Consider the following 22,327-nt stretch of genomic DNA (forward strand, 5'->3'; position numbering starts at 1 on the left):
GCGCCCGAGTGGCCGATGCACGGCTACCGTCGGCCGCCGCCTGACCCTTGCCCACATGCCAAAGCTCTAGCGACCAAGGATCGCTAGGACGTGATGTCCTTCCGCCGGAACCACCACACCGCCGTCGCCCCGAACGCCGTCGCCCACACCAGGCCCGCGAGGACCCCGCGGACGACGTCGGTCGCGTCCACGTCCGCTGTGAGCAGGTCCGACCAGGCGAACGCGTAGTGCGTGGGCAGCGCATCGCGGATCGAGCCGAGCGCGTCGATGGAGTCGAGGATCTGCGACAGGATCGAGATCAGCACCGCCCCGCCGACCGCCCCGAGCGGCGCGTCCGTCGACACCGAGAGCAGCGTCGAGACGCCCGCGACCCACGCCAGGTACAGCGCCAGGTACACCACGCAGAGCAGCAGCCGCAGCACCGCGGTGCCGTACGGCAGCGTCTCCCCGCTCGGCGAGTTGTACGGCCCGTCGCCGTAGACCAGCGTCCCCAGCGCGAGCGAGACCAGCGGGAGCACGACGAGCGCCGCCACCGACAGGATCCCGGCGACGACCACCTTCTGGCGCAGCAGCCGCACCCGCGGCACCGGGATCGCGAGCAGGTAGCGCAGCGAGGACCACGACGCCTCGCTCGCCACGGTGTCGCCGAAGAACAGCGCCACGAGCACCACGAACAGGAAGCTCGCCGAGGAGAACAGCGCGAACGCGGTGAAGTTCGGGCCCGAGGTCTGCGCCAGGTCGGTGAGCGACACCCCGGCCTGCCCCGGCGGCGACGACCGCCCCACCGAGAACGCGATCCAGAGGATGAACGGCAGCACGACGGCGAGCCCGAGCGTCACCTGGGTACGCCGTCGCCGCAGCTGGCGCAGCAGCTCGACCCGCACCGGCAGCGTCGAGCCCGCCGACGACGGCCGCGGCCCCAACCGGTGCTCCTGCAGACTCACGACGGGCCCCCTTCCTCCCCGATCAGCGCCAGGAACGCGTCCTCTAGCCGGCGCCGCGGCCCGACCCCGACGACGTCGATCCCGGCGTCCACCAGCGTCCGCACCACCGCCGCGTGCTCGGTCGGTCCGGCCTCGCGGCCCACGTCGACCACGACGACGTCGTCGCGCTCCCGGTCCGCCTCGGCCGCGTGCTCGCCGGCCGCGACGATCGCGACCGCGCGGTCCCGCTCGCTCGCCGGCACCGTGATCGCGAGCTGCCCGCCCGCGACCAGCTCGGCGACCTCCCCGGTGGCCACCACCTCGCCGCGGTGCATGACGACGACGTGGCTGCACGTCTGCTCGACCTCCGCGAGCAGGTGACTGGACACCAGCACCGTCCGACGGCGACCACCCTCCGGGCTCTCGCCGGCGTACCGGCGCAGCACGTCGCGCATCGCGTGGATCTGCGGCGGGTCGAGCCCGTTGGTGGGCTCGTCGAGCACGAGCAGGTCGGGCAGCCCGAGCATCGCCTGGGCGATCGCGAGGCGCTGCCGCATGCCATGTGAGTACGTCTTGACGACCCGGTCGATCGCCGTCCCCAGCCCGGCGATCTCCAGGGCCTAGTCCAAGCGGGCCTCGGGCAGCGGCCGCCCGGTCGCGGCCCAGTAGAGCTCCAGGTTCGAGCGCCCCGACAGGTGCGGCAGGAACCCAGGTCCCTCCACGAACGACCCGACCCGCTCCAGCACCGGAGCCCCCGGCACCACCCGCACCCCGAACACCCGCAGCTCACCGGCGGTCGGGCGCACCAGGCCCATGAGCATCCGCAGCGTCGTCGTCTTCCCCGCACCGTTCGGGCCGAGCAGCCCGAGGACCTGCCCCCGCTCCACGCGGAACCCGACGTCGCGCACCGCCACGAACCCGTTCCGATAGGTCTTCCCGAGGTCGGACACCACCAGCGGGACGTCGACGAGGTCCGCGTCGACGGCGAGGTCGCCGCCGGGTTCGAGGTCCCGACGACGACGGTGGGCGGCCACCACCCGCCCGACGAGCACCGCGACCACCACGCCGACCAGCAGCAGACCGATCGCGACGACGGGTCCGAGCGGCACGCTCGTCCCGCCGGTCTCGGTGCCCGTGACCTCGGGGACGGAGAGGACCGCGGGCACCGAGCGGTCCAGGTCGACGCGGTAGACGGCCGGGTCGGGCGGGGAGGCGAAGCCCTGGTCGGTGGTCGCGAGCGCCACCTCGAGCCGGTGGCCGGCCTGCACGGTGGCGACGACGCCGGGCAGCGTCACCGTCACCGGGACGGCGGACCCGTCGGCGGGCAGCACGGGCAGGCGCACCGGCGCGACGGCCGAGCCCAGCAGCACGCGGGTCGGCGGCGCACCGTTCTGGCCCGGCGCGACGTCGTAGACCTTGCCGAACAGGACCGGCGAGGTCGCGGGGCTCGTGACGCCGGGTCGCGCCGCGGCCGGGGGTGCCGCGACCGTCACCCGCACCTGCGGGGAGCCCGAGACGACGGTGCGCGCGGCCAGCGGGTCGGTGGTGAACGTGGCGGCCTGACCGGGCAGGTCGGAAGCGAGACGGCCGAGCAGGGCCGACGTTCCGCCGGCCGAGCCCGACGACCCGGAGCCGCCGGAACCCCCGGAACCGGATGCCCCGCTCGTCGTGCCGCCGGCCAGCGCCGTCAGCCCCGGGATGCTCGAGATCGACCCCGGCACCCCGCCGGCCGGGGAGACGACGGTCTGCGCGCCGCCGGCGAGCGCCAGCGACTCCCGCGGCCCGGGGGCGGCACCGGGCAGCCCCGGGTAGGCGGGCACCGTCACCAGCCGCTGGGTGGGTGTCGCGCGGCTGCGCACCCCGGAGGGCAGCACGTAGGTGAACGCGGTCGGCGGGGCTGACCCGACGCCTTGCAGGTAGTGGTCGAGCCACCCGGAGATGCGCGCGTTCGTGCGCTGGTCCGGGGACCCGCCGTCGTGCCCGCCGTTGAACCACGCGACGGCGACGGTGCCGCCCCCGGCGGCGATCTGGCGGGCCGTCGCGTCGGCCTGGTCGAGTCCGAAGAGGGTGTCGTTCTCGCCCTGCACCAGCAGCGTCGGGGCGGTGATCCGGGAGGCGACCGAGGCGGGAGAGACGCGGGCGAGGTAGGCGGCGAGCGCCGGCGGCTCGCGCCCGGTGCGCACCGCCTCGACGTAGCCCGCGCACACCTCGGGGGCGAAGCGGCCGCACACGTCCGGAGCCGCCGGCCCGGACGACCCCGGCGAGCGCTGCCCGATCCCGAAGAACAGCGACGCCCACGACCGCTTGAACACGCCGTCGGCCCCATCGGCTCCCGGCGCGGGCGTCCCGGAGGTCACCGGCGCCGCGGACCCGTCGTTCGGGAAGAGCGCCTGGCCGAGGTCGTTCCAGGTGATGAGCGGGACGGTCGCGTCGACGCGGTGGTCGTAGGCCGCGAGCAACAGCGAGAGCGCCCCGCCGTAGGACCCGCCCGTGACGCCGACCCGCGGGTCGCCGGGCCCGTCGAGGCGGACCTCGGGGCGGGTGGCGAGCCAGTCGACGAGCTGCGAGGCGTCGGCGACCTCGTGGTTCGGGTCGTCGAGCGCGATCTGCCCGGTGCTCGCCCCGAACCCCGTGGCCGACCACGCCAGCACCACGTACCCGCGGGCGGCCAGCGAGCGGGCCTCGTCGGCCACCGAGTCCTTGGTCTGCCCGAAGCCGTGAGCGAGCAGCACCGCGGGGGCCGGCGTGCGGGCCGGCAGGTAGAGGGTCGCGTCGAGGGACTGCGGCTGGGTGCGGCCCGGTCCGTCGCGCACCGCGATCCTCAGCGCCTGCTCGCGGGTCCCCGGCGACGTCGCGCCCTGCGCGGTCGCCGCCGGAGCGACCGGCACCCCGAGCGCCAGCAGTAGCGTCACGAGGACCGGCACCACGGCGGCCGCGAGGGCACGGGGGCGCGTCACCCGCGAAACCCTAGGTCGGCGCGGTGTGCTCGGCGTGCGGAGCACCGTGGTGGCCACGCTGGGCGTGGGATGTGACACCCGGAGTGAACCCCTGTGCGCGCTGTGCCATGCTCCGTGACGGAGGGGAGTATCCCCAGACGGCCTGCGGGCGCCTCGTCAGCACGACAGCGGAAAGATGTCCGGGGCGTCCAGACGCCGCCGACCCGAGCCCGGGTCGGGGCGCCGGGAGAGACCTCCGGTGTGGAAGAGAGCCACCCACCGGAGGAGAAGTGCGTCTCGTGCTCCCCACAGCGCCCCCCGTGCCCCCGCCCCTACCCGGCCCCCCGCCCGCGCTCCCGACGTCCGGCGGTGAGCCGCTCTGGGTGTGGGTCCTCACCCTCGTCGGCCTGCTCGCGATCTTCGCGGTCGATCTCTGGACGGGGCGGCGCCCCCGAGAGGTCACGATGCGCGACGCGTGGCGCGGGGTGGCGATCTACGTCGGGCTCGCGGTGCTCTTCGCGGCGGGGCTGATGGTGCTCGACGGGCGGCACGCGGCGACCGCGTTCATCGCGGGCTACGTCACCGAGTACTCGCTCTCGGTCGACAACCTCTTCGTCTTCCTGCTGATCATGACGGCGTTCGCGGTGCCGCGGGCGTCCCAGCACCGGGTGCTGCTGGTCGGCATCCTCGTGGCGCTCGTGATGCGCGGCGGGTTCATCCTCGCCGGCGCCGCGGTGGTGGCCCGCTTCTCCTGGGTGTTCTACGTCTTCGGCGCGTTCCTGCTGCTGACCGCGTGGCGCGTCCTGCGCGGCGACGACGACGCCGAGTACCGCGAGAACGTCCTGGTCCGGGCCGTGCGGCGGGTGCTGCCGGTGACCGACGACTTCCGCGGGGAGCGGCTCACCGTCGTCGAGCACGGGCGGCGGATGGTGACCCCGATGCTCATGGTGATGCTCGCGCTCGGGCTCACCGACCTGTTCTTCGCGCTCGACTCCATCCCCGCGATCCTCGGGCTCACCAAGGACGCCTACATCGTGTTCACCGCGAACGCCTTCGCCCTGCTGGGCCTGCGCCAGCTGTACTTCCTGCTCGACGGGCTGCTCTCCCGGCTGGTCTACCTGCAGTACGGCCTGGCGGTGATCCTGGGCTTCATCGGCGTGAAGCTCGTCCTCGAGGCCCTGCACACGAACACGGTGCCGTTCGTCAACGCCGGCCGGTCGGTGCCCGTCCCGCTCATCGGCATCGAGCTCTCCCTCGGGGTCATCGTCGGTGTGCTCGTCGTCACCGCCGTCGCGAGCCTGCTGCGCACACGTCTGCGGGGCGGCGCTCCCGTCTGAGTCCGCGCTGCCACACGGCGCGCTCACGGCGGTCCCGCGCCCGCGCTGGCACCCTCGTCGGGGGAGGTCCCGGGCAGGCGGGCCGAGCAGCACGAACGGAGCGCGGGTGGCAGCAGTCCTCGACCGGCCCCCGTCGGCCCCGCCCGAGGGGCGGGCGTCGATCACCGCCGTGCGCCGGCGCCGGTGGGCGGTCGCCGCGGCCGTGCTGGTGCTGGTGATCGCGATCCCCGCGATCGTCTCCGCACTGCCCGCCGACCCCGCGCCCGCCCTCACCCCGGCGCAGCTGCGCGACCGCGTCACCGCCTCCGCCGACGTCCCCTGGAGCGGTTACGCCGAGGCCTCCGGCGGGCTGAACCTGCCCGACGTCGCCCAGTTCTCCGACGTCACGACGCTGCTCTCGGGCACCTCGCGCCTGCGGGTCTGGTACGCGGCCCCGAACACCAGCCGGGTCGACCAGCTCTACCCGACCGGGGAGCGCAGCCGCTACGCCACCCCGACCGGCCAGGCGGTGTGGGACTACGGCGCCCAGCTGCTCACCTACGTGCGCCGCGACCCGACGGTGCGCCTGCCCCGCCCCGACGACCTGCCGCCGCCGCAGCTGGCCCGTCGGCTGCTCTCCGGGGCCGCGCCGACCGACGCGCTGACCCCGCTGCCCGCGCGCCGGCTCGCCGGGGTCGACGCCGCCGGGTTCCGGGAGACCGTCGCCAACCCGCGGACCAGCGTCGGCGCCCTGGACGTGTGGGCCGACCCGCAGAGCGGGCTGCCCGTGGCCGTCGAGGTCCGCACCAAGGACGCGGCCGGGCGCCTGGCCGCCGGACCCGTCGTCGTCAGCACGATGCAGGAGCTGGACCAGCAGACCCCGGACCCGTCGCTGTTCGTACCGCACGCCGGGCCAGGGGCGGGGGTCACCCGCAGCCCGACCTCCGACCTGTTCGGCATCCTCGGCCGCGGCAGTCCCGCCAGCGTCCCGGACCGGGTCGACGGCATCGACCGGGAACCGCCGGAGCGCCGTTTCTCCGCGATCGGGCAGTACGGAACCTCGCTGGCCCAGCTCGTCGTGGTGCCGCTGCCGCCGGACCTCGCGACCTCCCTGCTCTCCAACATCGGCCGCGCCGGCTCGGCGGGCCGGACGGTCCCCGTGCAGGCCCCGCCGGCGGGCTTCGGCCGGGCCACCAGCGCCCAGGCCGGGGCCCTGGTGTCCCCGCTGCTGCAGCTCGCCGTCCTCCGCGTCGGCGGCCGGGCCTGGGCGGTCGGCGGGCTCGTCCCCGACACCGTGCTCGACCGCGCCGTCACCGACCTCGCCGGGAGGGCCACGTGAGCGCCAACCGCGAGGCCGCGGCCGACGCGGGCACCGAGTCCGGTGTCGTCCAGCCGCTGCCCGCCCAGCGCGGCCCCCGCCGGGTCGCCGGACCGGTCGGCGCCCCCGCGACCGAGACCCCGCTGGTCATCGAGACCCACGGGCTGACCAAGCGGTTCGGGTCGCGGACCGCCGTCGACGACGTCGACCTGCACGTCGCGCGCGGCGACCGCTACGGCTTCCTCGGCCCCAACGGCTCGGGCAAGACGACGCTGGTGCGGATGCTGCTCGGGCTCGTCTTCGCCACCCGCGGCGAGATCCGCGTGCTCGGCCACGAGGTGCCCCGTGAGGTCCACGAGGTGCTGCCCGCGATCGGCGCGATGGTCGAGGGCCCGGCCGCGTACGGCCACGTCTCCGGGCGGGCCAACCTCGACCTGCTCGACGCCTCCGGCCCCGGCGGGCGCTCCGGGCGGCGGACGCGGGTGGGGGAGGCCCTCGAGCGGGTCGGGCTCGGCGGCATCGACCGCCGCCCGGTGCGCACCTACTCGCTGGGGATGCGCCAGCGGCTCGGCCTCGCGGGGGCGCTGCTCACCCGGCCGGAGCTGCTCGTCCTCGACGAGCCCACCAACGGCCTCGACCCGCACGGCATCCGCGAGATCCGCGAGCTGCTCGTCGAGCTGAACGAGGCCGGCACGACGGTCTTCCTCTCCAGTCACCTGCTCACCGAGATCGAGGCGTTCTGCACCCGGGTCGGGGTGGTCGACCACGGCCGGCTGGTGCTCGAGGAGCCGCTGGAGGCCGTGCGCCGCGCGACCGGCCGGATCGTCGTCACCACCCCCGACGTCGACCGTGCCCTCGCGGTGCTCGGGCGGGCCGTCGTGGACCGCACCGACGACGGCGGGCTCGTCGTCGTCCCCGCCGACGGGGACGGCCCCCGCGGGCTGGCCCGCCACCTCGTCACCCACGACGTCCGGCTCGACGCGCTGGAGCCCGAGCGGGTGAGCCTGGAGGACGTCGTCGTCGAGCTGACCGGGCCGGGCAACGACAGCGCGGCGGCCGGGAAGACCGGGAGCCGCCGGTGATCGCCGTCGAGCTCCGCAAGCTCTTCGGGCGCCCGCGCACCTGGGTGACGATCGGGCTGCTCTGCCTGCTGCCCGCGGTCGTCGCGGGGTTCCTCGCGTCCACCCGGATCGCGCCGCCGCCCGGACAGGGCGCGGCGTTCCTGTCCGCGGTGCTGCAGTCCGGGTCGCTCTACCCGGCGGCGGCGCTGGCGCTGGTGCTGCCGATCTTCCTGCCGGTCGCGGTCGCCGTGGTCGGGGGGGACGCGGTGGCGGGCGAGTCGACGGCCGGGACGCTGCGCTACCTGCTCGTGCGCCCGGTGCGCCGGACCGCGCTGCTGGGCGCCAAGCTCGTCTCGGTGATCGTCTTCGTGGTGGTCACGGTAGCGGCGGTGGCGGGCTCGTCGTACGTCGTCGGGGTGGCGCTGTTCGGGGCGGGCGACCCGGTGGCGGTGGTCAACGCCATCCCGCAGGTCGCCGGCCCCGGCGGGGGAGGCGGCGGCGACCAGGGCTCGTCGGGGTCGTCCGCGAACGGCCCCGCCGCGGCCGCGCCGGCGGCCCCGGGGGCGTCACCGCCCGCGGCCGGCACCCCCGGCACGGGCTCGACGACCACCAGCGACCCCACCGAGGCCCGCGACCGCGCCCAGGACTCGGTCTCCTCGCTGTCGGGGGCCCCGCTCTCGCCCGGCGACCTCGCGCTGCGGTTGCTCGGCGCGATGGGCTACATCACGATCTCGATGCTCGGCGTCGGTGCGATCGCGCTGTTCCTCTCGACGGTGACCGCGTCCTCGCTGGGCGCGACGCTCGGGGCGCTGGCCGCCCTGATCACCTCGCAGGTGCTGGTCACCCTCGACGCCGCCGCCTCGGTGACGCCGTACCTGCCGACGCGCTACTGGCTCGCGTGGATCGACTTCTTCCGCGACCCGATCTTCCTGCGCGACATCCGCTCCGGAGTGCTCGTGCAGCTCGCCTACGTCGTCGTGCTCATGGTCGCGGCCTGGGCGAACTTCACGACGAAGGACGTCGGCACCTAGGCTGCCGCGGTGGCCGTCGCGCAGTCCGGCATCCTCGCCCTCGGCACCTCATCGCACGCCTACCTCGAGTTCGACCGGGTCGCGGGTGCCACCGACGCCGCGCTCGTCGGTGCCGTCGCCGCGCTCGCGGCCACGGTGAAGACGACCGGCGCCACCGGCATCGTCGTCGGGGTACGCCCCGAGCTGTGGGCCGCCGTGGTGCCCGACCAGGCCCCCGAGGTGCACGGCTACGACGACGCCGTCGTCGGGCCGGACGGCTTCACGATGCCCGCCACCCAGCACGACCTCGGGCTCTGGGTGACCGGCGGCGGCCGCTCGATCGTCTTCGACGCCAGCACCCACGCCGTGTCCGCCCTCGCGGGCGTCGCCACCCTCGCCGACGAGACCGTCGGCTGGTCGCACCACCACGACCGCGACCTCACCGGCTTCGAGGACGGCACCGAGAACCCGCCCGCGGCCCAGGCCGTCTCCGTGGTCACCGTCCCGGACGGGCAGCCGGGCGCCGGCGGCTCGGTGCTGCTGCTGCAGAAGTGGGTGCACGACAGCGCGCAGTGGTACGCGCTGGACCGCGAGACGCAGGAGAACGTCATCGGGCGGACCAAGCCCGACAGCATCGAGCTCGACCCCAAGCCCGACGACGCCCATGCGGCCCGCACCGACCAGGACACCTACGGCCACGTCTTCCGGCGCAACACCGCCTGGGGCGACACCGCCTCGCACGGGACGATGTTCGTCGGGTTCTGCGCCGAGCAGGGGCCGCTGGCGGAGATGCTCGACGCGATGGCCGGCAAGGACGGTCCCCGCGACGCCCTGACCCGCTACACCCGGGCGCTCACCGGCTCCTACTACGTCGTGCCGCCCGCGGACGCTCTCGCCCGGCTCGCGCCCGCCGCCGACTGACGCCGGTCGAGGAGATCCTCGACGCTGACGACGCCGAGCGGCCGGCCGTCCTCGACGACCGGAGCCGCGGTGACGCCGGCCGCGGCGAGCCGGTCGCGCACCACGACGAGGGTGTCGTCGGGCCCGACGACGACGGGGTCCGCGTGCACGTGCTCGGCCCAGCCGGCGGGGTCCCGCCGCAGCGCGCCGCGACCGACCACACCGACCAGCACCCCGTCGTCGAGCACCGGGAAGAGGCGCTGGGCGACCCGCGCCGCCGTCGGTCCGGGCAGCTCCGGGAGGGGTTCACCGACGTGGACGACGACGGGCGCGGGATCCATCACCTCGTCGACGAACGCCGTCTCCAGCGGGTCGACGCCGTACTCCCGCGACAGGTGCCCGCCCCGGCGCGCGATCTTCTCGGTGAGCACCGAGCGCCCGAGGAGCAGCACCGACACCCCGTACGCGGCGGCCGACGCGATCAGCAACGGCAGCAGCGCCGGCCAGGCGTGGGTGAGCTCGAGGGTGAACACCACCCCGGTGAGCGGGGAGCGCATCACGCCGCCGACGGTCGCGGCGAGCCCGACGACCGCCCAGAACCCCGGCCCCGCGCTCGGCAGGACGAAGCCCTCGAGCGCGCCGAGCGCCGCGCCGATCATGAACGTCGGCGCGAGCACCCCGCCCGAGGTGCCCGAGCCCAGCGACACCCCCCAGATCAGGCTCTTCACGACGAGGATCCCGACGACGAGCGAGAGCGCCGAGCGGCCGGTGAGCAGGTCGCCGATGACGTCGTAGCCGACCCCCAGCGCCCGCGGCACCACCAGCCCGCCGAGCCCGATGACCAGCCCGCCGATCGCCGGCCACCACATCCAGTGGAGCCGCCCGCCGAGACGACCGAAGGCGTCCTCGGAGGCGTACACGAGCGCCGTGACGGCGACCGCGAGCAGACCGCCCAGCGCGCCGGCGAGCAGGCACAGCACGTCGGCGGTGGGCCCGACGTGCCAGGACGACACGTCGACCCCGAACAGCGGGCCCGTCCCGAGGATCGGCCCCCGGAGCAGGGTCGCGACGACGGCGGCGGTCACCACCGGCAGGAAGCTGCGTGGGCGCCACTCGAAGAGCAGCAGCTCCACGGCGAGCAGCACCGAGGCGAGCGGGGCGTTGAACGTGGCCGCCATCCCCGCCGCCGAGCCGGCGACCATCAGCGCCCGGCGCTCGTCGTCGGTGACGTGCAGCCGCTGCGCGAGCACCGAGCCCAGCGCGCCGCCGGTCATGATGATCGGGCCCTCGGCGCCGAACGGGCCGCCGGTGCCGATGCTGACCGCGGCCGACGTCGGCTTGAGGACGGCGACCTTCGGCTCGACGACGGCGCGCCGGAACAGGATCGCCTCGATGGCCTCGGGCATGCCGTGCCCGCGGATCTTCTCGGAGCCGTACCGGGCCATGACCCCGACGACGAGCCCGCCGGCCACCGGGGCGCCCAGCACCACCCACCACGGCGCGCCGAGGGTGCCGGGGTTGACCGTGTCGGTGGAGAGCGTCCCGGCGAAGACGAGGTGGGTGATCAGCCCGATGAGGCGCAGCAGGACCCAGGCCGCGCCCGCGCCGAGCGCGCCGACGGGGACCGCCCAGGCGACGATCACGAGCACGCGCGGGGTGAGGGTGAAGTCGCCCAGCGGGCTCGGCCGGCGGCGGGGAGCAGGCGTGGCCGCGGTGATGCTCACAGGGCGGTCAGCTCCACGGGGCCGGCGCCGAAGTCGGAGCCGGCCGCCTCGCGCAGGGCGTGCAGGGCGGCGATGAGGGTCGGTCGCTCGTCCGGTGGGACCCGCCCGACGACCTCCCGCAGCGCCTCGCGGCGTCGTCGGAGCACGGTGCGGACCACCTCGGTGCCGGCGGCGGTCGGCTCCAGCACGACCACGCTGCGGTTGGCCGGGTCCCGACGCCGGGCGAGGTGCCCGGAGGCCTCGAGCTGGTCGCCGAGCCGGGTGACCGAGGAGGCGGCCGTGCCCAGCCGTGCGGCCACGACGCCTCCCGGGGAGGGCCCAAGCTCGTCGAGCACGAGGAGCAACCGGAAGGCCGGGAGCGACACCTGTCCGCCCAGCCCCTCCATCGCGTGGCTGGCGACGCCCACCAGGACCCGCGTCGCCGTCATGAGCGCCTCGACCGCGTCGTCGTCGTTCATCACCTCGATCCTTGCGGCGAGCAAGGGTTGCAGTCTGCAAGACGTGGCCCGGGCCACGGAGATCGCGCGATACTCGACGGGTGGACACCGGGGGACCACCGCCGAGGCAGGCGCTGGTCGGGGCGGCGATCGCGGGGCTCTTCGCCGGGCTGTGGGTGGTGTGGGGAGGCGGCGGGCTCGACGGGGGCGGTCGGGTGGTCCTCTCCGTGGTCGGCATCCTGCTGGGACTCGCCGTCGCGGCGGCCGCCGTAGTGCTGGCGACACGGGCCCGGTCCGGAGACGGACAGGGCGGCTCGATGTTCGCGAGCCGGGCCTACCGACTGATCGTCGTGGCCGAGGTCGTGGCGCTCGTCGTCGGGAACGTGCTGCTGGGCCGGACCGGCCATCCGCAGTACGTCATCGCGTGGACGGCGTTCGTCGTCGGCGTGCACTTCCTCGCGTTCGGCCGCGCGTTCGACCGCGTCTTCACCGTGATCGGCGCGGGGGCCCGCACGGTGGGCTCCGCCTTATGCGTGCGTTTCCGTGCCTGAACACGGAAACGCACGCACAAGCGAAGCTAAGAGGTCCCGGTGAGCACCGGCCGCCCGACGCCCTCGGCCTGCAGCTTCGAGCAGTCGCCCGGCACCGGGACCGGGAGCGGCTTCGTCCCCAGCGCGCGCAGGGCGAGCCCGTCGGTGAGACCCGCCGTCGGGAGCTGGCCGTGGTTGATCAGGATGCCGCCGCAGACCGACTGGAGCCGGATCGAGCGCACGCCGGGCAGCGCGGCGGAGTCGGGCGGGGTGACGACGTCGTCCTGGTCGGTCCAGAGCGACAGCCACGGGATGTCCGGGCGTGGGCCGGCGTCGAGCCGGGTGAGCAGGGCGCTGCCCGGCGCGAGCTGCTGGCAGGCCCGGGGGCACGCACCGGGCACCAGCGCCCCACCGGCCGCGGCGATGTCGGCGCCCTGCAGCGGCGAGCCCATCGTGACCAGCCGCCGGATCGCCGGGGCGGTCGTCCCGGTCTGCAGGTACAGCCAGGACGCGACCCCGCCCGCGGAGTACCCGACGAGGTCGACGCTGCGGGCGCCGTCGTGGCGGATGAGGTCGCGCACGGTGTGGTCGATGGCGGCCGCCTGCCCGGAGAAGTCCCCGGTCCCGCCGTCGGGGAGGGAGACGACGACGGCGGGGCGCCCGATCACCCGCAGCCGCAGCGCGAGCGCCTGCAGCGCCGCGGTGTTCCCGCCGAAGCCGGGGACGAGGACGACGGGGCCCATGACGGCGGGGTCGGCCTTCGGGGGCACCGCGTACTCGCGGCCCACCGAGACCGCCACGAGCGCCGCGACCGCCAGCACGACCGCGGTCACGACGAGCACGAAGAGCCGACGGCGGGGGGCGAGGCCGCCGAGCGGGGCGCGGTCGGGCCAGGCGAGCCGGCGGGTCACACCCCCAGTGTGCCCGCCGCGGGCTCGGGGAGGCGTTAGCGTGCGCGGCGTGGAGCCCGCTGTTGTGTCCCGCCTCGCCCGCCGCCTCGAGCCCCTGCACTCGATGATCTACTTCGCGCCCGAGGTGGGATCCGAGCTCGGCGAGCTCGGGATCACCCACCCCCGCGCGCAGTACTTCGCGCAGCGCTCGGCGGCGATGGGGGCGGTCGGGCCGGGCGTCGTCGCGGCCACCTACTACAACTTCAACCCCGGGCTGATCGCCCGCTTCGTGCCCGGGGTGTGGGCCACGGCGTCACCCGCCGACGTGCTCAACGCGCGGCTGCGCGCCGCCGACGGGGCGCTGCGCCGGCTGTTGGGGAGCGCGGTGTCGTCCCGGGAGTGCGAGCGCACCTCGGTCCTGGCCCGCCGGGCGACCGAGGCGTGCCGGCCCGAGGACCGGGCGCTCTACGCCGCCCACGCCGACCTGCCCTGGCCCGACGAGCCGCACCTGGCGCTCTGGCACGCGGCCACGCTGCTGCGCGAGTACCGCGGGGACGCTCACCTGCACGCGCTGCTCGGCGCCGGGCTCACCGGGCTCGAGGCCCTGGTCCTGCACACGGCGACCGGGCGCGGGTTCCTCGTCGAGTTCGCCCAGGCGACCAGGGGCTGGTCGGCCGAGCAGTGGGGCGAGGCTTCGGCCGCGCTCCGCGAGCGGGGGCTCGTGACCGGGGACGGCGGGCTCACCGAGGAGGGCGCGGCCTTCCGGGAGGGCATCGAGACCGAGACCTCGCGCCTCTCGACGGCGCCCTACGCCTCGCTGGGCGACGACACGGACGAGCTCGCGGAGCTGGTCGCGGGCCTGACCCGCACGATCCTCGCGGCGGGCGCCTTCCCGGACGGCGTGTTCGCGTCGGGGTCGACTCGGACGCCGGCCTCGCGCTGAGCTCCCGCGGCGACGGTGCTCGTCGCGCAGAGGTCGCGCGTCCGTAGGCCGTTGATCATGGAAGCGTGCACATGCGATTGACGCCGGGGAGTCACTGCACAGTCGAACGGATCTCCGTGCGGCGTGCAGTGACTCCCTGATCACCCGGCGCCAGGCCCACCCACTCGCTCACCGGAGGCGCTGCGCCTCGTCGGAGGACCCCACCTCCCCGCGCGACCCGGCTCGCTTGGCGAGCCAGATGCCGCCGCCGATCACGAGAGCGCCCGCGATCAGCCAGCCGAGGGCGCCGAGCAGCCAGTGCACGAGCGGGAGCACGATCCCGCCCAGCACCACGAGCGCACCGATACCGACCAGGACCCACACCACGATCTTCATGACGTCGAGCCTGCTCGCGCTGCCGGCCCCCGACATCGGGGTGCACCCTGAACTCCGACTCAGGGAGGGTCCATGAAGGTCACCGTCGTCGGCGCCGGGATCGTCGGGCTCGCGGCGGCGGACGCCCTCGTCCGCCGCGGCCACACCGTCACGGTCCTCGAGGCCGATCGGCCGATGGGCGCCCGCAGCGTGGGGTCCTCCCGCGTGTTCCGGCTCGCGCACGCCGACCCCGCCCTGGTGGAGGCGGCGAGCCGGGCCCGCAGCCTCTGGGAGCGGTGGTCGCAGCGCGCCGGCCGACCGCTCGTGGGGACCGAGGGCACCGTCGTGTCCGGGCCCCGCGCTCCGCAGTGGGCCGAGGCGATGGCCGCCGCGGGGGCCGAGCACACCCTCGGCGACCCCCCGGCCGCGCTGCTCGGGAAGGCGGACGGCCCGGTGCTCGTCGACCCGGGCGGCGGCGCCCTCGACCTCGCCGGTGCGGGCCGCATGCTCACCGAGGCCCTGCGGTCGCACCTGCGCCCGGGCCGCGTCGTCGACCTCGACGAGATGATCGGCGACGCCGTCGTCGTGGCGGCCGGCGCCGGCACCGCCGAGCTCGTCGCGCCCCTCGGGGTCGACGTCCCGCACCGGCTCTGCCACCACGTGCGCTTCTCGTTCCGGTTGCGCACCACCGCCGCGTCGACGCCGCCGACCCACCTCGACGGCACCCCCGGCCCCGACCTCGCGTCGACCTACCAGCACCGCACCCCCGAGGGGGCCTGGGCGATCGGCGGCCACCTGCCCGACGAGCTCACCACCACCGACCACCCGTTCGACGAGGTCCGGCGCCGGTCCCACGACGCCGTCACCGCCCACGTCGCCCAGAGGCTGCCCGAGCTGGACCCGGAGCCGGTCGGGGAGCTGGCGTGCACCGCGATGGCGGGCGGCGGCAGCCAGCAGAAGGATCCGGGGAGCGTGCACACCGCCCGCGTCGGGAACGTGTACGTGCTGTGGGGCGAGAACCTCGCGAAGTTCGCACCGCTGCTCGGTGAACAGCTGGCCGACGCCGTGGAGATGTGAGCGGTCGAACGCGAGGCGGGGGACGCCTCCGGCACGGGGCGCGGATCACGGTCGGTAACCTGGAGGGGACCACTCCCTCGGCAGGAAGCACCCTCCACGTGACCACGACCGCACCCGAGCGGCCCGGGTCCGCCGATCGCACCCTGCGCACGGACCTGCGCAACATCGCGATCGTCGCCCACGTCGACCACGGCAAGACCACCCTCGTCGACGCCATGCTCCGTCAGTCGGGAGCCTTCTCCGCGCGCACCGAGCCCGTCGACCGGGTCATGGACTCCGGCGACCTCGAGCGCGAGAAGGGCATCACGATCCTCGCGAAGAACACGGCCGTGCGCCGCGGGGACGTCACCTTCAACATCATCGACACCCCCGGCCACGCCGACTTCGGGGGCGAGGTGGAGCGCGGGCTGTCGATGGTCGACGGTGTCGTCCTGCTCGTCGACGCGTCCGAGGGCCCGCTGCCGCAGACCCGGTTCGTGCTGCGCAAGGCGCTCGCCGCGCGCCTGCCGGTGATCCTCGCGGTCAACAAGACCGACCGGGCCGACGCCCGTTGCGCCGAGGTCGTCGACGAGTCGCTCGACCTGCTGCTCGAGCTCGCCACCGACCTCGAGATGGACGACGACGTCGTGACGCAGTTGCTCGAGCTGCCGGTCGTCTACGCCTCGGCGCGGGCCGGCAAGGCCTCGCTGGAGCGCCCCGCCGACGGCACCGTGCCCGACTCGGACAACCTCGACCCGCTGTTCGAGCTGCTGCTCTCCGAGGTCCCGGCCCCGGCCGACGACCCGGACGGCCCGCTGCAGGCCCACGTCACGAACCTGGACGCGTCGGCCTACCTCGGCCGCATCGCGCTGTGCCGGGTGCGCTCCGGGCGGATCCGGCGCGGCCAGCAGGTCGGGTGGTGCCGCGAGGACGGCAGCGTCACCCGCGTCAAGGTCACCGAGCTGCTGCGCACCGAGGGCCTCGAGCGGGTCTCGGCCGACCACGCCGACGCCGGCGACATCGTCGCCGTCGCGGGGATCGCCGAGGTCACCATCGGCGACACCCTCGCCGACCCCGACGACCCGCAGCCGCTCCCGCGGATCACCGTCGACGAGCCCGCGATCTCGATGACGATCGGGATCAACACCTCGCCCCTCGCGGGCCGGGACCCGAAGCCGGGCACCAAGCTCACCGCGCGGCTGCTCAAGAACCGGCTCGACGCCGAGCTGGTCGGCAACGTGTCGATGCGCGTGCTGCCCACCGAGCGCCCGGACACCTGGGAGGTCCAGGGCCGCGGCGAGCTGGCGCTGGCCGTCCTCGTCGAGACGATGCGCCGCGAGGGCTTCGAGCTCACCGTCGGCAAGCCCGAGGTGGTCACGAGGACGGTCGACGGCAAGCTCCACGAGCCGTTCGAGCGGCTCTCGGTCGACGTGCCCGAGGAGTACCTCGGGGCGGTGACCCAGCTCCTCGCCGCCCGCAAGGGCGAGATGCTGGAGATGAGCCACTCCGCGTCGTCGACCCACGTGCGCATGGAGTACCGGGTGCCTTCGCGGGGGCTCATCGGCTTCCGCACCGAGTTCCTCACCGAGACCCGCGGCACCGGGATCGCCAATCAGCTCTTCGACGGCTACGGGCCGTGGGTCGGGGAGCTGCGGGCGCGCCTGTCCGGGTCGCTGATCGCCGACCGCGACGGGGCGGTGACCGGCCACGCCGTCGGGCTGCTGGCCGACCGCGGGGACCTGTTCGTCGGGCCGACCACCACCGTCTACACGGGCATGGTCATCGGGGAGAACTCCCGCACGGAGGACATGGAGGTCAACATCGTCCGCGAGAAGAAGCTGACCAACATGCGCCAGTCCAGCCAGGACGTCCTCGAGCGGCTCACCCCGCCGCGGATCCTGTCCCTGGAGCAGGCCCTCGAGTTCTGCTCCGAGGACGAGTGCGTCGAGGTCACCCCGGGCGCGGTGCGCATCCGCAAGGTCGAGCTCGACTCGCACCTGCGCAACCGGCAGCGCATCCGGGCCAAGCAGGGCCGCGCCTGACGGTTCAGGGCCGCGGCCGGACCTCCACCGGCATCGTCGCCAGCACGTCCAGCGCCCGCATCTCCCGCTTGGCGGGGGAGCGGGCGAAGAACAGCAGGTCGAGCGGGTACCACAACCCGATCCAGGCGATGACGAGGAAGACGCCGTTGCCGAGGACGTCCTGCAGGAACTGCGGGACGTCGGGGTCGAGGAAGTTCGTCGAGAGCACCAGCCCGACGACGAACAACGCCACGCCCCCGCGCAGCGACCACAGGCCCTGCCGCCACAGCGACCGGCTCTCCCGCTCGACGCGCTCGGTGCGGGCGGCGCACCAGCGCCGCAGCCCCGTCTCCAGGCGGGCGGGGACGCCGTCGTCGCTCAGCGCGGCGAGCGGCAGCGTCAGCACCACGCGGCGCGGCCGGCGGATGCGGGGGCGGCCGAGGAGCTCGCCGAGCAGCTCGTCGACCCCCGGCATCCCGCGCACCTTCTCGCCCTGGGGCGCCTGCAGCGGGGCGAGCGGGTCGACCGCGAGGAGCTCCTCGGGTGCCCCGAGGTGCACCACGATCTCCTCGCGGGGACCGGTCGTGGTTGCGGTGTCGGTCGTGCTCATCGGGCCCACCTCGGATCGGTCGTGAAGGCGACGACGACGGAGCGCTCGTGCCCCAGCGCCGCGAGTCGCTCGTGCAGGTCGGCACGGACCTCGTCGCAGTCGGCGACGGTGTGCACCGTCGAGCCGTCGTCGACGAGGAAGTCGACCTCGACGTCGACCCGCGAGCCGACCTGCGAGGCCCGCAGGAGCCCTTCGCGCATCCGATAGCAGTCCTTGACGGCGTCGACGGCGGCCTGCAGCGCGCTGAGCGTCTCCTCGGGCGGCGACATCGCCAGCAGCTCCCGCATCCCGCGCGCGACCAGCCCGGCGGGCACCCGCAGGAAGAGCAGCGACACGAGCACGACCATGCCGGGGTCGACGTAGGCGGCGAGGTCGGCGCGCCCGGTCGCGACCAGCACCGCGGCGATGACGAAGCCGACGAGGACCCCGACCGAGAGCAGCGTGTCGCCCTGCCACTCGGCGGTCTCGGCGCGGACCAGTCCGCCCGTCCCGCGGCGCAGGACGAGGGTGACGACGACGCCGCCCGCCGTCGCGACCACCGCGTAGGCGAGCGCCCAGCCGGTGGCGACCTGCCGGCCGCCGGCGAGCAGGTCGGTGATCCCGCCGACGACGGCGTAGACCGACAGCGCCCCGAGGGCGAGGGCCTTGACGACGACGACGATGGGCTCCCACTCCTCGCGGCCCCAGGGGTGGGCGTCGTCGGGCCCGCGGCGGGACACCCGCAGCGCGGCCACCGCGAGCAGCGAGAGCCCGATCGAGGCGAACGAGTACAGGCCGTCGAAGACGATCATCGACGAGCCCGAGAACACCCCCCACACGCAGGAGATCACGGCGAACGCGGCGGAGGCCCACACCGAGACGAGCAGCAGCCGGTGATCACGCCGCGTGTCCTGGGTGTTCGGCACACCGGTGATCGTGGCGCTTCGTCGGGCGCAGGTCGAGAGCGATCAATCCGTGACCCGGCCCGACCTCGCGCTGCGGGCCCGCGTCGGTCACTGTTGGTGGTCGACGACGAGGAAGGACACCTCGGATGGACGTGAGCGTCGACCTGGGCCTGGACGACACGCGGATCACCGCGGCGTGGATGCTCGGGTCGTTCCTCGTGGTCTTCCTCGTGACGCGTGGGATCACCCGGCTGATCCGCTCCGGGAAGGGGCCGTTCAGGGACACCTCGATCGGCGGCGTGCACGTCCACCACCTCGTGCACGGCATCGTGCTCATGCTGGTCGCGGGCGCCGGCGAGTTCCTCTACCGGCCCGAGGGGGCGTGGCAGGTCGTCCTCGCCGTCGCCTTCGGCGCCGGGGCGGCGCTGACCCTCGACGAGTTCGCGCTGTGGCTGCACCTCGAGGACGTCTACTGGTCCGACCGGGGCCGGCTCTCCGTCGACGCGGTGCTCGTGGTGGCCGCGGTCGGCGCGCTGCTCGTGCTGGGCGCGAACCCGTTCGGCGCCGCGAGCGAGGACAACGCCCCCATGGTGATCGCCGCAGCGGTGATCACGTTGGCGTTCGCGGCGGTGTGCGCCTTCAAGGGCAAGCCGATCTTCGCGGTGCTCGGCGTGGTCCTCCTGCCGTTCGCGATGGTGGGGGCGATCCGGCTCGCCAAGCCGGGCTCGCCGTGGGCCAAGCGGCGCTACCGGGAAGGGTCGAGCAAGGACGTGCGCGCGCGGGCGCGGTTCCCCGAGGGTCGGCGGACCCGGTGGGACGCCGTGGTGGACGCGGTGGGTGGGGTGCCCCGATAGGTGGCCTCCGGCCCTGTGAGCACTTTCCGGGGCTATGACCCCGGAAAGTGCTCACGAGCGCGCAGCGCACCTACGCTTCCGACTCCGCCCGGTCCGCCGTCGCCCACGCGGTGTGGAAGGTGCCGGCCTTGTCGGTGCGCCGGTAGGTGTGCGCGCCGAAGAAGTCGCGCTGCCCCTGGACCAGGGCGGCGGGCAGACGCTCGGCGCGGATCCCGTCGTAGTAGGACAGCGCCGAGGAGAAGCCCGGCGTCGGGATTCCCAGCTGCGCCGACGACGCGACGACCCGCCGCCACGAGTCCTGCGCCCCACCGATGGCCTCGGAGAACGTCGGGTCGGTCAGCAGCGTCGTCAGGCCCGGCTCGCGCTGGTAGGCCGTGGTGATCTCGTTGAGGAACTTGGCGCGGATGATACAGCCGCCCCGCCAGATCTTCGCGACCTGGCCGAGGTCGATCGACCAGTCGTACTCGGTCGCGCCGGCCTGGATCTCGTTGAACCCCTGCGCGTAGGCGACGATCTTCGACGCGTAGAGCGCCTGCTCGATGTCCTCGACGAAGCCCTCGGCGGCCGCGCCCTCGAGCCTGGCGCGCGATACCCCGGGCAGGCCGCGGGCGGCGTCGCGCAGCGTGCGGTTGCCCGAGAGCGAGCGGGCGAAGGTCGCCTCGGCGATGCCCGTGACGGGGACGCCGAGGTCGAGCGCCGCCTGGACGGTCCAGCGGCCGGTGCCCTTCTGCTCGGCCTCGTCGGCCACGACGTCGACGAACGGCTTGCCCGTGGCGGCGTCGTTGTGGGCGAGCACCTGCGAGGTGATCTCGATGAGGTAGGAGTCCAGGCGGCCCTGGTTCCACGTCGTGAAGACGTCGGCGATGCCCGCCGGGTCCATGCCGAGCCCGGAGCGCAGCAGGTCGTAGGCCTCGGCGATGAGCTGCATGTCGGCGTACTCGATGCCGTTGTGGACCATCTTGACGAAGTGGCCCGCGCCGTCGGCGCCGATGTGGGTGCAGCACGGGGCGCCGTCGACGTGGGCCGAGATGTCCTCGAGCAGCGGGCCGAGGGATGCGTAGGCCTCGTCGGGGCCGCCGGGCATGATCGAGGGCCCGTTGAGGGCGCCCTCCTCGCCGCCCGAGACGCCCATGCCGACGAAGTTGAGCCCCTGGTCGCGCAGTGCCTTCTCCCGACGACGGGTGTCGGCGAAGTGGGCGTTGCCGGCGTCGATGATCACGTCACCCTGCTCGAGGAGCGGGGTGAACTCGTCGATGACGGCGTCGGTGGCCTTCCCGGCCGGGACCATCAGCACGATGCGCCGTGGACGCTCCAGCGAGCGCACGAACTCCTCGGCGGAATAGCCGGGCACGAACGTGCCCTCGTCGGAGAACTGGTCGACGAGGTCCTTCGTGCGCTTCTCCGACCGGTTGTGCAGCGCGACGGCGTGGCCGTGGCGCGCGAGGTTGCGTGCGAGGTTCCGACCCATCGTCGCGAGGCCGCTGACGCCGATCTCCGCTGTCTGACTCACGCGCACAGCATGCCCGACATCGGAGGGAGCACACGCTCGACGGAGTGACTTTCCGCCGGGCGCGGTAACGACTCCGTGACCCCCCACGAGAAGGGACCGAACCGCCGCGGCGCTCCGCCCCGGCGCAGGTCACGGGGGGAACGACGAGATCATGACGGACCAGACACGTGTCGTCGGGGGACGGGCCGCGGTGCGGCGGGCGGCCGCTCGCGCGACCCGCCGCGCGCGCTACCTGATCGCGGCCGGACTGGCGGCGACGGTCACACTGGGCACGGTGCTGGTGGGGAACGCGGTGGGCTCGGCGGCGACGGCTCCGGCCGCGGCGCCCGCGCAGATCTGCGACCAGTTCGGGTCGGCGCCCGTCGCGGGCGGCAAGTACCTCGTGCAGAACGACCGCTGGGGCGCCACCACGACGCAGTGCATCACGCCGTTCGACACCGGCTTCTCGGTCGACGTCGCCCAGCACGTGAACAACAAGGGCCCGGCCGCCTACCCGTCGATCCTGCGCGGCTGCAACTACGGCTACTGCACGGCCGCCTCGCCGTTCCCGGCCCAGGTCTCCTCGCTCGGCACCGTCCGGTCGTCCTGGTCGACGAAGGGCCCGACGGCGGGCGGCACCCAGCAGTACAACACCGCCTACGACATCTGGTTCGACCCGACGAAGACCAACACCGGCCGCAACACCGGCGCCGAGATGATGATCTGGCTCAACCGCACCTCGTGGGTCCAGCCCATCGGCAAGCCCTACTACGACGTGAACATCGGCGGGACCACCTGGACGGTCTGGTACGGCAAGACCGACCTCCCCGTCATCTCCTACGTCCGCAAGACCGCGACGACGTCGGTGAGCAACCTGCCGATCGAGCTCTTCACGCGGGACGCGATGCTGCGTGGCGTCGTCAAGTCCAGCTGGTACCTGACGAGCGTGCAGGCCGGGTTCGAGCCGTGGACGGGCGGCACCGGGCTGCGCACCAACTCGTTCTCGGTGACGCGGAACGGCGCTTAGGGCTACGCCCTCGTGCGTGCGTTTCCGTGTTCAGACACGGAAAC

At 74.5% G+C, this 22,327-nt stretch carries 19 protein-coding genes and 1 pseudogene; 11 read left to right on the plus strand and 9 right to left on the minus strand.

Annotated elements, in window-relative coordinates; translation table 11 throughout:
- Window positions 1-83: 83 nt before the first annotated feature.
- Both VGH76_RS23135 and VGH76_RS23140 read right to left on the minus strand, forming a co-directional pair.
- Window positions 84-944, minus strand: a complete 861-nt coding sequence (locus VGH76_RS23135) for an ABC transporter permease (protein WP_331559087.1) — start codon at window positions 942-944, stop codon at window positions 84-86.
- Window positions 941-3,880 (minus strand): annotated as a pseudogene (locus tag VGH76_RS23140) (alpha/beta fold hydrolase). The gene VGH76_RS23135 and the pseudogene VGH76_RS23140 overlap by 4 nt, the downstream one beginning before the upstream one ends.
- Before the next feature lie 299 nt (window positions 3,881-4,179).
- Between VGH76_RS23140 and VGH76_RS23145 the strand changes: the two are divergent.
- From VGH76_RS23145 to VGH76_RS23165, 5 genes are all read left to right on the plus strand, one after another.
- The gene (locus VGH76_RS23145; RefSeq protein WP_331559089.1) at window positions 4,180-5,196 is read left to right on the plus strand and encodes a TerC/Alx family metal homeostasis membrane protein; all 1,017 of its coding nucleotides are present in this window, start codon (window positions 4,180-4,182) and stop codon (window positions 5,194-5,196) included.
- Window positions 5,197-5,302: 106 nt separating this feature from the next.
- Window positions 5,303-6,514 (plus strand): hypothetical protein, encoded by a 1,212-nt coding sequence (locus tag VGH76_RS23150; RefSeq protein ID WP_331559090.1) that lies wholly within the window; start codon window positions 5,303-5,305, stop codon window positions 6,512-6,514.
- A complete protein-coding gene (locus VGH76_RS23155) occupies window positions 6,511-7,575 on the plus strand; it encodes an ABC transporter ATP-binding protein (protein WP_331559091.1) in 1,065 nt (354 codons plus the stop codon). The genes VGH76_RS23150 and VGH76_RS23155 overlap by 4 nt, the downstream gene beginning before the upstream one ends.
- Complete coding sequence (locus tag VGH76_RS23160; RefSeq protein ID WP_331559092.1) at window positions 7,572-8,585, plus strand: ABC transporter permease; 1,014 nt, start codon at window positions 7,572-7,574, stop codon at window positions 8,583-8,585. The genes VGH76_RS23155 and VGH76_RS23160 overlap by 4 nt, the downstream gene beginning before the upstream one ends.
- A gap of 9 nt (window positions 8,586-8,594) precedes the next feature.
- Window positions 8,595-9,485 carry a Dyp-type peroxidase gene (locus tag VGH76_RS23165; RefSeq protein WP_331559093.1) on the plus strand — a complete coding sequence of 297 codons (891 nt, stop codon included), beginning with the start codon at window positions 8,595-8,597 and terminating at the stop codon, window positions 9,483-9,485.
- Here VGH76_RS23165 and VGH76_RS23170 read toward each other — a convergent pair.
- Both VGH76_RS23170 and VGH76_RS23175 read right to left on the minus strand, forming a co-directional pair.
- Entirely contained in the window at window positions 9,431-11,188 is a 1,758-nt protein-coding gene (locus VGH76_RS23170) for a chloride channel protein (protein WP_331559094.1), read from the minus strand. The two genes, VGH76_RS23165 and VGH76_RS23170, sit on opposite strands and share 55 nt — an antisense overlap.
- On the minus strand, window positions 11,185-11,646 hold the full coding sequence (locus tag VGH76_RS23175) for a MarR family winged helix-turn-helix transcriptional regulator (RefSeq protein WP_331559095.1): 462 nt from the start codon (window positions 11,644-11,646) through the stop codon (window positions 11,185-11,187). Before VGH76_RS23175 ends, VGH76_RS23170 begins: the two co-directional genes overlap by 4 nt.
- Window positions 11,647-11,726: 80 nt before the next feature.
- Here VGH76_RS23175 and VGH76_RS23180 point away from each other — a divergent pair, with 80 nt between their 5' ends.
- The gene (locus tag VGH76_RS23180) at window positions 11,727-12,176 is read left to right on the plus strand and encodes a hypothetical protein (RefSeq protein ID WP_331559096.1); all 450 of its coding nucleotides are present in this window, start codon (window positions 11,727-11,729) and stop codon (window positions 12,174-12,176) included.
- A gap of 26 nt (window positions 12,177-12,202) precedes the next feature.
- On the opposite strand, the gene VGH76_RS23185 is transcribed toward VGH76_RS23180, so the two are convergent.
- Window positions 12,203-13,066, minus strand: coding sequence for an esterase/lipase family protein (locus VGH76_RS23185; RefSeq protein WP_331559097.1), 864 nt, complete (start codon window positions 13,064-13,066; stop codon window positions 12,203-12,205).
- A gap of 49 nt (window positions 13,067-13,115) precedes the next feature.
- Here VGH76_RS23185 and VGH76_RS23190 point away from each other — a divergent pair, with 49 nt between their 5' ends.
- Window positions 13,116-13,988, plus strand: a complete 873-nt coding sequence (locus VGH76_RS23190) for an SCO6745 family protein (protein WP_331559098.1) — start codon at window positions 13,116-13,118, stop codon at window positions 13,986-13,988.
- Window positions 13,989-14,156: 168 nt separating this feature from the next.
- On the opposite strand, the gene VGH76_RS23195 is transcribed toward VGH76_RS23190, so the two are convergent.
- Window positions 14,157-14,399, minus strand: coding sequence for a hypothetical protein (locus tag VGH76_RS23195; protein ID WP_331559099.1), 243 nt, complete (start codon window positions 14,397-14,399; stop codon window positions 14,157-14,159).
- Window positions 14,400-14,435: 36 nt separating this feature from the next.
- Here VGH76_RS23195 and VGH76_RS23200 point away from each other — a divergent pair, with 36 nt between their 5' ends.
- Window positions 14,436-15,419 carry an FAD-binding oxidoreductase gene (locus VGH76_RS23200; RefSeq protein ID WP_331559100.1) on the plus strand — a complete coding sequence of 328 codons (984 nt, stop codon included), beginning with the start codon at window positions 14,436-14,438 and terminating at the stop codon, window positions 15,417-15,419.
- Between the two features lie 98 nt (window positions 15,420-15,517).
- Entirely contained in the window at window positions 15,518-17,440 is a 1,923-nt protein-coding gene (typA, locus tag VGH76_RS23205) for a translational GTPase TypA (RefSeq protein ID WP_331559101.1), read from the plus strand.
- Between the two features lie 4 nt (window positions 17,441-17,444).
- Here typA and VGH76_RS23210 read toward each other — a convergent pair whose 3' ends face one another.
- A complete protein-coding gene (locus tag VGH76_RS23210; RefSeq protein ID WP_331559102.1) occupies window positions 17,445-18,029 on the minus strand; it encodes a hypothetical protein in 585 nt (194 codons plus the stop codon).
- On the minus strand, window positions 18,026-18,934 hold the full coding sequence (locus tag VGH76_RS23215) for a cation diffusion facilitator family transporter (protein WP_331559103.1): 909 nt from the start codon (window positions 18,932-18,934) through the stop codon (window positions 18,026-18,028). The genes VGH76_RS23210 and VGH76_RS23215 overlap by 4 nt, the downstream gene beginning before the upstream one ends.
- Before the next feature lie 125 nt (window positions 18,935-19,059).
- Between VGH76_RS23215 and VGH76_RS23220 the strand changes: the two genes are divergently transcribed.
- Entirely contained in the window at window positions 19,060-19,767 is a 708-nt protein-coding gene (locus tag VGH76_RS23220; RefSeq protein ID WP_331559104.1) for a hypothetical protein, read from the plus strand.
- Between the two features lie 70 nt (window positions 19,768-19,837).
- On the opposite strand, the gene gndA is transcribed toward VGH76_RS23220, so the two are convergent.
- Entirely contained in the window at window positions 19,838-21,277 is a 1,440-nt protein-coding gene (gene gndA / locus VGH76_RS23225; protein ID WP_331559105.1) for an NADP-dependent phosphogluconate dehydrogenase, read from the minus strand.
- 151 nt (window positions 21,278-21,428) lie between these two features.
- Here gndA and VGH76_RS23230 point away from each other — a divergent pair, with 151 nt between their 5' ends.
- Window positions 21,429-22,283, plus strand: coding sequence for a GH12 family glycosyl hydrolase domain-containing protein (locus VGH76_RS23230; RefSeq protein ID WP_331559106.1), 855 nt, complete (start codon window positions 21,429-21,431; stop codon window positions 22,281-22,283).
- Window positions 22,284-22,327 lie beyond the last annotated feature (44 nt).

This window comes from Actinomycetospora sp., from assembly GCF_036497585.1.
In the GTDB taxonomy this organism is placed as follows: domain Bacteria; phylum Actinomycetota; class Actinomycetes; order Mycobacteriales; family Pseudonocardiaceae; genus Actinomycetospora.

Bases quoted from the DNA above. Each gene is read 5' to 3' on its own strand.
- VGH76_RS23175 (WP_331559095.1), bottom strand. From the start codon at position 11,646: ATGAACGACGACGACGCGGTCGAGGCGCTCATGACGGCGACGCGGGTC.
- VGH76_RS23195 (WP_331559099.1), bottom strand. From the start codon at position 14,399: ATGTCGGGGGCCGGCAGCGCGAGCAGGCTCGACGTCATGAAGATCGTG.
- VGH76_RS23200 (WP_331559100.1), top strand. From the start codon at position 14,436: ATGAAGGTCACCGTCGTCGGCGCCGGGATCGTCGGGCTCGCGGCGGCG.
- VGH76_RS23210 (WP_331559102.1), bottom strand. From the start codon at position 18,029: ATGAGCACGACCGACACCGCAACCACGACCGGTCCCCGCGAGGAGATC.
- VGH76_RS23220 (WP_331559104.1), top strand. From the start codon at position 19,060: ATGGACGTGAGCGTCGACCTGGGCCTGGACGACACGCGGATCACCGCG.
- VGH76_RS23230 (WP_331559106.1), top strand. From the start codon at position 21,429: ATGACGGACCAGACACGTGTCGTCGGGGGACGGGCCGCGGTGCGGCGG.